Origin of the sequence: Methylopila musalis, from assembly GCF_042679725.1 — a bacterium.
GTDB classification, from domain to species: Bacteria; Pseudomonadota; Alphaproteobacteria; order Rhizobiales; family Methylopilaceae; genus Methylopila; species Methylopila musalis.
On record NZ_JBHTMX010000174.1, the window covers coordinates 1 to 6,155 of the forward strand.

Here is a 6,155-nt window from a genome sequence, read left to right on the forward strand (position 1 = left end):
GCCTCGTCCGGCGCGCGGCCGGCGCGGACCAGCGCGCCTTCCAGCGCCGCCACCCAGCGCACGAAGTAGCTGCGGATCGCCTCCGCGAACCGGTCGCGGGCGTCGCCGAGCGCCAGCACGCCCACGAGGCAGGCGCGCCGACCGGTGCGGAAATAGGCGTCGACGCTGTCGAACATGGCGGCGATCGCCTCATCCGGCGCCTCGGCGTCCCGGAGCGGCGCATAGACCTCGCGCTCGAACCAGCTGTCGATCCCGGCCAGGGCCGCCTCCGCCATCTCCTCCTTTCCGCGGGGAAAGAAGTGGTAGAGGCTGCCCCTGCCGAGCCCGGTCGCCGCGCCGATCAGAGCGAGGCTCGCGCCCTCGTAGCCGTGCTCCCGGAACACTTCGGCGATGGCGGGCAGCAGCGCCGCCCGCTCGGCCGGAGGGCGCGCCACGCCCGTCAGAGCCCGAGGTCGCTCAGGCCCGGATGCTCGTCCGGCCGGCGGCCCTGCGGCCAGTGGAACCTGCGGTCGCTCTCTGCGATCGGCAGGTCGTTGATGGAGGCGAGCCGCCGCCGCATCAGCCCCTGCGCGTCGAACTCCCAGTTCTCGTTGCCGTAGGAGCGGAACCACTGCCCGGAATCGTCGCGCCACTCATAGGCGAAGCGCGCGGCGATGCGGTCGTCGGTGAAGGCCCACACCTCCTTGATCAGCCGGTAGTCCAGCTCTCGCGCCCATTTGCGGGTGAGGAAGGCGACGATCTCGTCGCGCCCGTGCACGAACTCGGCCCGGTTCCGCCACACGCTGTCCGGCGTGTAGGCCAGCGCCACCTTCTGCGGGTCGCGCCCGTTCCAGGCGTCTTCGGCGAGGCGGGCCTTCTGGGCGGCGGTCTCCGCGGTGAAGGGCGGGAAAGGCGGGCGTGCGGACATGGGCGTCTCCTGTACCGACTGGTAAACTGTACCGGACGGTACAGGAGCGGGCGGCGCCGTCAAGCGCCGCGTCAGACGCGCTCGGCGAGGATATGGCGGACGAACAGGTTGAACAGCTCGGTCTGGCTGGAGATGCCGAGCTTGGCGTAGATGTGCTTGCGGTGGATCTTCACCGTGCCCTCGGCGATGGCGAGGTTGTTGCCGATCGACAGGCTGGAATGGCCGCGCAGGATCAGGCTGACGATGGTCTGCTCGCGCGGCGTCAGCTCCGCCGGCGCGAAGGTGCGGAACGCGCGCTCCACCACCGCCTCGCCGTCCACGATCCGGGGCGCGGGCTGCGGCGGCGCGAGCGTGCGCCAGTGCTGGCGCATCAGCGCGGTGGCGAGCGGGGCGGCCGCGGCGAGCCGGGCGAACTCGTCCTTCGAAAACGCGCCGCTCTGGGCCTGCCGCAGCAGCGAGTAGGCCACGTAGAGCCCGTCGCCGGGCGTGGCCAGAAACACGATCTCCTCGGCGAGCGAGCCGGTCTCCATGGAGATGCAGGGGTGGACGTCCGGCGAGTTGTAGTAGTCGCCGCCGAAGAACTCGTCCGGCGCCAGTTCGCTCAGGCGGTGCAGCCCTTCCGGCGCGCCGCGCAGGCAGGCGGAATAGACCGCGTCGAGCAGATAGGTGCCCGACAGGTAGTTGCGCATGATCTCCGGCGGGGCCACGCCGCCGAGATTGTCGTGCAGCAGCAGCGGCCTCTGCTCGCCCGGATAGGCGAAGGCGCAGCTCAGATCGAACGGCGCCAGCGCGCCGAGCGCGGCGTCAAGCGTCGGCGGCAGTCCCGTCCGCCCGATCAGGCCGACGAGGCCGGGCGCGGCGTCGTTCCACGCGGCGAGGGCCTGCACGTTTCGCTCCTTCTGTGGGCGTGACCGATCTTTGAGCAGAAGCTGTATCCCCTCGGGGATATGTCCCGCAACGCTCCGGTTTCCATTGATGGCTGCTTCGGAAGGCGCGCGCACGGGACGCGCCACGTTCAGGGGATCGGTTTCACACCATGACAACGGACACGATCGGGCGAACCGCGTCCGCCAGCGGCGGCGTGACCTACCAGACCGTCGACGACAGCTATTTCGAGCAGCGGCAGCTCAAGCGCCACGCCGGCCTGTTCACGCTGTGGATGATGGGCGTCGGCGCGGTGGTCGCCGGCGAGTATTCCGGCTGGAACATCGGCCTGTCCCAGGGCGGCTTCGGCGGCATGCTGGCGGCCACCGTCATCATCGGCGGCATGTATGTTCTGCTGTGCTCCTCCATCGGCGAGATGAGCGCGGCGCTGCCCCATACCGGCGGCGCCTATTCCTTCTCGCGCACCGCGCTCGGCCCCTGGGGCGGCTTCACCACCGGCCTTGCGGAGAACATCGAATTCGTGCTCGCGCCCGGCGCCAACATGTTCTTCATGAGCTCCTATCTGGCGGCGATCTTCGGCACGCCGGCGGAGTTCCTGCCGGTGTGGTGGGTGGTCGGCTACGCGGTGATGCTCGGCCTTTCCATGCGCGGGCTGGAGCTGTCCATGCGCGTGGTGACGTGGATCACCGTGGCGGCGATCCTCGTGCTCGTGTTCTTCTACGTGGTCGCGATCCCGCACGTCGATTTCGTCAAATATGCGCTGAACATCGGCGTCGGAGCGGACGGCGCGGCCGTGAAGCTCGACGACGGCGGCGGCTCGTGGCTGCCCTTCGGCTTCACCGGCGTCATGCTGGCGCTGCCCTTCGGCGTCTACATGTTCCTGGCGGTGGAGCAGCTTCCGCTGACCGCGGAGGAGGCGAAGAACCCCACCCGCGACATGCCGCGCGCGCTCATCCTGTCCATCGTCACGCTGATCGCGCTGGCTCTCGGCGTGCTGTTCTTCAGCGCGGCCATCCCGAACGGCAGCTTCGCCATGGGCCAGTCCGGCGAGCCGCTGCTCGACGGCTTCCGCACCATCTTCGGCGACAGCTGGGCGAAGCTCCTAGCCTCGGTCGCGGTGCTCGGCCTCGCCGCCAGCTTCTTCGCCGGCAGCTTCGCCTCGGGCCGCAACATCTACTCGCTCTCCCGCGCCGGCTACCTGCCGACCGCGCTCTCGGTGACGAACGCGCGCACCCAGACCCCGAACATCGCGCTCGCCGCCGGCTCCGGCTTCGCGCTCGCGGTGCTGCTGGTGGTGTGGTTCCTCGGCGGCAAGGACAATGTCGCCTTCATGGGCGGCTTCCTCGTCAGCATGATCGTGTTCGCCGGCATGGTGTCCTACATCCTGCAGAGCATCGCCTATCTGCGGCTCAAGGCGCTCTACCCGAACATCGCCCGGCCGTTCGTGAGCCCGTTCGGCCGCGCCGGCGCGGTGATCGTGATCGCGGTCTGCGTGCTGACGCTCGCCTACCAGTTCTTCGATCCGCTCTACCGCTGGGCGGCGGTGGCGGCCGCGGCCTGGTACCTCACGGGCCTCGCCTACTTCGCCTTCTACCGCCGCCACCGTCTGGTGCTGTCGCCGGAGGAGGAGTTCGCGGTCTCGGGCGGCGAGCGTGGCCGTCCCGTGGGCGAAACCGCCTGAGCGGCGGCGCTTCGCGTCGTCCTCCCCCGTCTTTCGGACCCGCGCCTCGGCGCGGGTCCCCCGGTTTCATGTGTCAGGACCAGTGAGAATGCCCGGAAAACTTCAGGACAAGGTCGCGATCGTCTCGGGCGGCGCGACCGGCATGGGCGGCGCTTCGTCGCGGCTGTTCGCGGCGGAGGGCGCCAAGGTCGCCATCGTCGATCTGAACGGCGAGGCGGCGTCGAGCCTCGCCGCCGAGATCCGCGCCGCCGGCGGGGTGGCGGAAGCCTTCGTCGCCGACGTGTCGGACGAGGCGCAGGTGATCGCGGCGGTCAAGGCGGTCGAGGAGCGTTTTGGCCCCGTCACGGTGCTGTTCAACCACGCCGGCACTATCGTCATTAAGCCGTTTCTCGAGACCACCGTGCAGGAGTGGGACTGGCTGCACGCCGTGAACGTGCGCTCCATGTTCCTCATGACCCGCGCCGTGCTGCCGGGCATGATCGCGGCGGGCGGCGGCTCGATCGTCTGCACCTCGTCGATCTCGGCGGTGGCGGCGACGCCGATGGAGGTGCTCTACGACACCACCAAGGGCGCCTGCCACATGTTCGCCCGCGCCATCGCGGTCGAGTTCCGCGACCAGAACATCCGCTGCAACGCGGTCTGCCCGGGCTTCATCCGCACGCCCCACGGCCTGCGCGAGGTCGCCGACCTGCAGCGTCTGGGCGTCGACGTCTCGGACGCCGCCATCGCCGCCCAGCAGGGGCGCATCGGCGAGCCGGAGGAGGTGGCCAAGGCCGCGCTGTTCCTGGCGAGCGAGGACGCGAGCTTCGTGAACGGCGTCCAGCTGTTCGTGGACAACGGCTTCACGGCGATCTGAGACGCAGCGGGCCGGCGGTCTCAGAAGCCCAGAACGCGGGCGATCTCGTCGGCCGCGACCGTCGGCGCCAGCGCCCCGGAGGCCACGTCGCCCTCCAGCGTCGGCACCCGCGCCGCAAGGCGCGGGTCGTCGGCGAGGCGCTCCCGGAAACGGGCCTCCACCATGGTCCACATCCAGCGCACCTGCTGGGCCGCGCGCCGGCGCGCGAGCTCGCCCGCCTTGGCGCGGGCGTCGCGGCAGGCTTCGACCCGCGCCCAGAGCCGGTCGAGGCCCTCGTCGGCGAGGCCGGACACGGTCAGCACCTCCGGCGTCCAGGCGCCGCCCTGTCCCGACAGGATGCGCAGCGCCCCGGCGTATTCCGCCGCCGCCGCCTTGGCGCGGGACGCGCCGTCGCCGTCCGCCTTGTTCACGGCGATGATGTCGGCGATCTCCAGCACGCCCTTCTTGATTCCCTGAAGCTCGTCGCCCGCGCCGGGCAGCATCAGTACCAGAAACACGTCCGTCATGTCCGAGACCGTGGTCTCCGACTGGCCGATGCCCACCGTCTCCACCAGGATCACGTCGAAGCCGGCGGCCTCCGCCAGCAGCATGCTCTCGCGTGTCTTGGCCGCGACGCCGCCGAGCGTGCCGGCGGAGGGGGAGGGGCGCACATAGGCGCGCCGGTCCATGGCGAGGCGCTGCATGCGGGTCTTGTCGCCGAGGATCGAGCCGCCGGTGCGGGTGGAGGACGGATCGACGGCGAGCACCGCCACCGTGTGGCCGGCGGCCGTCAGCCGGCTGCCGAGCGTGTCGATGGTGGTGGACTTGCCGACGCCCGGCACGCCGGTGACGCCGACGCGGATCGCCTTGCCGGTCAGGGGCAGAAGCTCCTGCACCAGAGCGCGCGCGAAGGCCTGACGATCGGCCCGCCGCGACTCCGCGAAGGTGATGGCGCGGGCGAGCGCGGCGCGGTCTCCGGAGCGGATGCGGTCGGCGAAGGCGGCGAGATCGGGCGCGTCGCGAAGGGTCGGCGTGGCGGTCACGGGGCTCGTCGGGGCTGTCATGAGGAGGCGCGACGCTACCAGACCCGCCGCGCCGCCGCGAGCGCGTCGAAAGTCATGATCTTAAGCGCACGATTCTTTTGGTGATCTTGCGCAACCTCAAGGCGTCATTCAGCGTTCATGGGACAAGAATACGACAAGATGCGCTAGGCTCGGGAGGCCGCGATGAACAAGGATCGGATGGAAGGCGTCGCCAAGCAGATCAAGGGCCGGCTGCAGCAGGCTCTTGGCCGTATGACCGGCGACGACAAACTGGTGCTTCGCGGCCGCGCCAACCAGATCGCCGGCGAGGCCGAAGCCGGCATCGCCCGCGCCATGGCCGCCGGCCGCACATGGACCGGACGTCGCCGCATCGGCGTGTAAGCCGGCGAAACATCTCCGACGACCGGGTTCAAAGGGCGCCCCTCAGCGCCCTTTGTCATGTCCGGAGGAGGGCCATCCGGCAGAGATGCTTTTGGGGCGTTGGAGCCTGTTTGAATCTTCGCGGATCGTGGCGAGCGATCCTGATCCTCGACATGTCGAGCGAAGCACTCAGCCCGTACCCGACTCGGACCATCCGGGCGCGTACTCAAGCGCAGTCATGACGGTTGCCCAACCGGAAGCTCCCGGGAAACGTCCGTGCTCAGGCCTCGGCGAACAGCGAGGCGCCGAGGCGCGCGCGCTGGCGGCGATAGGCGTCGGCGGCCTCGGCGGGCGACGCGCGGCGCCGACGGCGGGTCTGGTCCAGCCCAAGGCTGGTGGCGATCAGCTGCGCGACCAGCGGCGCGTAGGGACGCACGCGCTCCA

Annotated in this window: 7 protein-coding genes; 3 read left to right on the plus strand and 4 right to left on the minus strand. The window is 70.3% G+C overall.

All coding sequences use genetic code 11. The features are described from left to right. From ACFQ4O_RS14175 to ACFQ4O_RS14185, 3 genes are all read right to left on the minus strand, one after another. A partial coding sequence (locus ACFQ4O_RS14175; protein ID WP_378776436.1) for a TetR/AcrR family transcriptional regulator occupies nt 1-434 on the minus strand: 434 nt, incomplete at its 3' end. 5 nt (nt 435-439) lie between these two features. After that, on the minus strand, nt 440-907 hold the full coding sequence (locus ACFQ4O_RS14180) for a nuclear transport factor 2 family protein (protein ID WP_378776438.1): 468 nt from the start codon (nt 905-907) through the stop codon (nt 440-442). Nucleotides 908-978: 71 nt separating this feature from the next. Further along, entirely contained in the window at nt 979-1,794 is an 816-nt protein-coding gene (locus ACFQ4O_RS14185; RefSeq protein WP_378776440.1) for a helix-turn-helix domain-containing protein, read from the minus strand. Between the two features lie 149 nt (nt 1,795-1,943). Here ACFQ4O_RS14185 and ACFQ4O_RS14190 point away from each other — a divergent pair, with 149 nt between their 5' ends. Both ACFQ4O_RS14190 and ACFQ4O_RS14195 read left to right on the plus strand, forming a co-directional pair. Further along, the gene (locus ACFQ4O_RS14190; protein WP_378776442.1) at nt 1,944-3,473 is read left to right on the plus strand and encodes an amino acid permease; all 1,530 of its coding nucleotides are present in this window, start codon (nt 1,944-1,946) and stop codon (nt 3,471-3,473) included. A gap of 88 nt (nt 3,474-3,561) precedes the next feature. Continuing rightward, nucleotides 3,562-4,329, plus strand: coding sequence for an SDR family NAD(P)-dependent oxidoreductase (locus ACFQ4O_RS14195; protein WP_378776444.1), 768 nt, complete (start codon nt 3,562-3,564; stop codon nt 4,327-4,329). A 20-nt stretch (nt 4,330-4,349) separates the two neighbouring features. Here the strand turns inward: ACFQ4O_RS14195 and meaB are convergent, their stop codons facing one another. Beyond that, a complete protein-coding gene (gene meaB, locus ACFQ4O_RS14200) occupies nt 4,350-5,372 on the minus strand; it encodes a methylmalonyl Co-A mutase-associated GTPase MeaB (protein WP_378776446.1) in 1,023 nt (340 codons plus the stop codon). Nucleotides 5,373-5,534: 162 nt separating this feature from the next. Between meaB and ACFQ4O_RS14205 the strand changes: the two genes are divergently transcribed. After that, the gene (locus tag ACFQ4O_RS14205; protein WP_378776449.1) at nt 5,535-5,732 is read left to right on the plus strand and encodes a CsbD family protein; all 198 of its coding nucleotides are present in this window, start codon (nt 5,535-5,537) and stop codon (nt 5,730-5,732) included. Nucleotides 5,733-6,155 lie beyond the last annotated feature (423 nt).

What these genes read in the sequence shown, in the direction of transcription:
- ACFQ4O_RS14180 (WP_378776438.1), bottom strand. Translation starts at nt 907, where the DNA reads ATGTCCGCACGCCCGCCTTTCCCGCCCTTCACCGCGGAGACCGCCGCC.
- ACFQ4O_RS14190 (WP_378776442.1), top strand. Translation starts at nt 1,944, where the DNA reads ATGACAACGGACACGATCGGGCGAACCGCGTCCGCCAGCGGCGGCGTG.
- ACFQ4O_RS14195 (WP_378776444.1), top strand. Translation starts at nt 3,562, where the DNA reads ATGCCCGGAAAACTTCAGGACAAGGTCGCGATCGTCTCGGGCGGCGCG.
- meaB (WP_378776446.1), bottom strand. Translation starts at nt 5,372, where the DNA reads ATGACAGCCCCGACGAGCCCCGTGACCGCCACGCCGACCCTTCGCGAC.
- ACFQ4O_RS14205 (WP_378776449.1), top strand. Translation starts at nt 5,535, where the DNA reads ATGAACAAGGATCGGATGGAAGGCGTCGCCAAGCAGATCAAGGGCCGG.